Origin of the sequence: Streptomyces sp. NPDC048479, from assembly GCF_040651435.1 — a bacterium.
Classification (GTDB): domain Bacteria; phylum Actinomycetota; class Actinomycetes; order Streptomycetales; family Streptomycetaceae; genus Streptomyces.
Window position 1 is genome coordinate 1 of sequence record NZ_JBEZKA010000129.1, and the last position, 1,133, is coordinate 1,133.

Here is a 1,133-nt window from a genome sequence, read left to right on the forward strand (position 1 = left end):
GTGATCAACTCCTCTACTCGAACGCCTCTACGACGCGCCGAGAACTCTGGATGTGAGGTTGTACCTCGCTATGGAGATGAGGGTGTACGCGGACAGCAAGCAGGGTTCTCGCAGCGGAACCGGCGTATGCGTAACTCGATCACCACGCCGAGCCCGCCCACGGCGACGTCACGCAGCTTGCGTACGTACCGGCCGTGCACCCGAGCAGAGCTCTGACCGCACCGGCAGGACCCGCACTTCGCCCGCACCCGCGTCCTCAACGCCACCTTGTCCGGCCGTCGCTCGACCTCCTCGATGAGCAACGCGGACAGGTACGGAAACAGCTCCAAAAGCACATCACGAGAGCACGCGATGCATGATCGCGAACAGTGCACACGACCCGCTCGACCGTCCGCATCACAAGATCGTCGACAGAACCCTGATTTTCACGTGAATGGCGTCGATGAAGACGACGGGGTAAACCGGGTCGAGGGGCCGGTTCTGCCACTCGGCCATGGCATCGAGGACCTTGATGCTGAACGGAAAATCCACCCGTAGCTGGGCAGGCGGCAGCATCCGGGCCGCTTGCGGACCGGATGTCGGTGGGACGGGCGGTCAGACTGATGTCGGTGTGAGGGCGACCTGGTGGCCGAGGGCTTGGAGCTGGCGGACGAGGTCGCGGGTCTTGCGGGCGGGGTTGAGATGGCGTTGGTGCCAGTCGGAGCCGAGTTCCTGGTAGGAGGCGTCCGGGTCGTTGATCAGGTGCCAGGCGATGACGAGTATCGAGCGAGCGACGGCGACCAGGGCTTTGGCGTGGCCACGGCGTTTGACGATGCGCCGGTAGCGGGCGCCGAGGAAGGTGTCGGTGCGGGCGGCGGCATTGGCGGCCTCGCCGAGTGCGCCCTTGAGCCAGGGATTGCCCTGCCCGGCCGGGCCTGCGGTGTTCTTCGCGCCGGACTGGATCGTGCGGGGGCACAACTTGGCCCACGAGACGAGGTGTTCGGGGGTGGGGAAGCGGCTCATGTCTGCGCCGATCTCGGCGAGGATGATCTGTGCGGTGGTCGGCCCGATCCCGGGGACGAGGTCCAGCTTCTCGGCCAGGGCGCGGGCGCTCGTGCCACCGTCGCACGGGTCGGCTGCTGCGCCGTCGTGCG

General features: G+C 66.7%; 2 protein-coding genes and 1 pseudogene. All 3 read right to left on the bottom strand.

The features are described 5' to 3' along the window. Positions 1 to 68 precede the first annotated feature (68 nt). Positions 69 to 374 carry a transposase family protein gene (locus AB0D12_RS41355; protein WP_362695276.1) on the bottom strand — a complete coding sequence of 102 codons (306 nt, stop codon included), beginning with the start codon at positions 372 to 374 and terminating at the stop codon, positions 69 to 71. Between the two features lie 43 nt (positions 375 to 417). Next, positions 418 to 507: pseudogene (locus AB0D12_RS41360) on the bottom strand (transposase); the annotation flags it as partial. 87 nt (positions 508 to 594) lie between these two features. Then, a partial coding sequence (locus tag AB0D12_RS41365; RefSeq protein WP_362695279.1) for a transposase occupies positions 595 to 1,133 on the bottom strand: 539 nt, incomplete at its 5' end.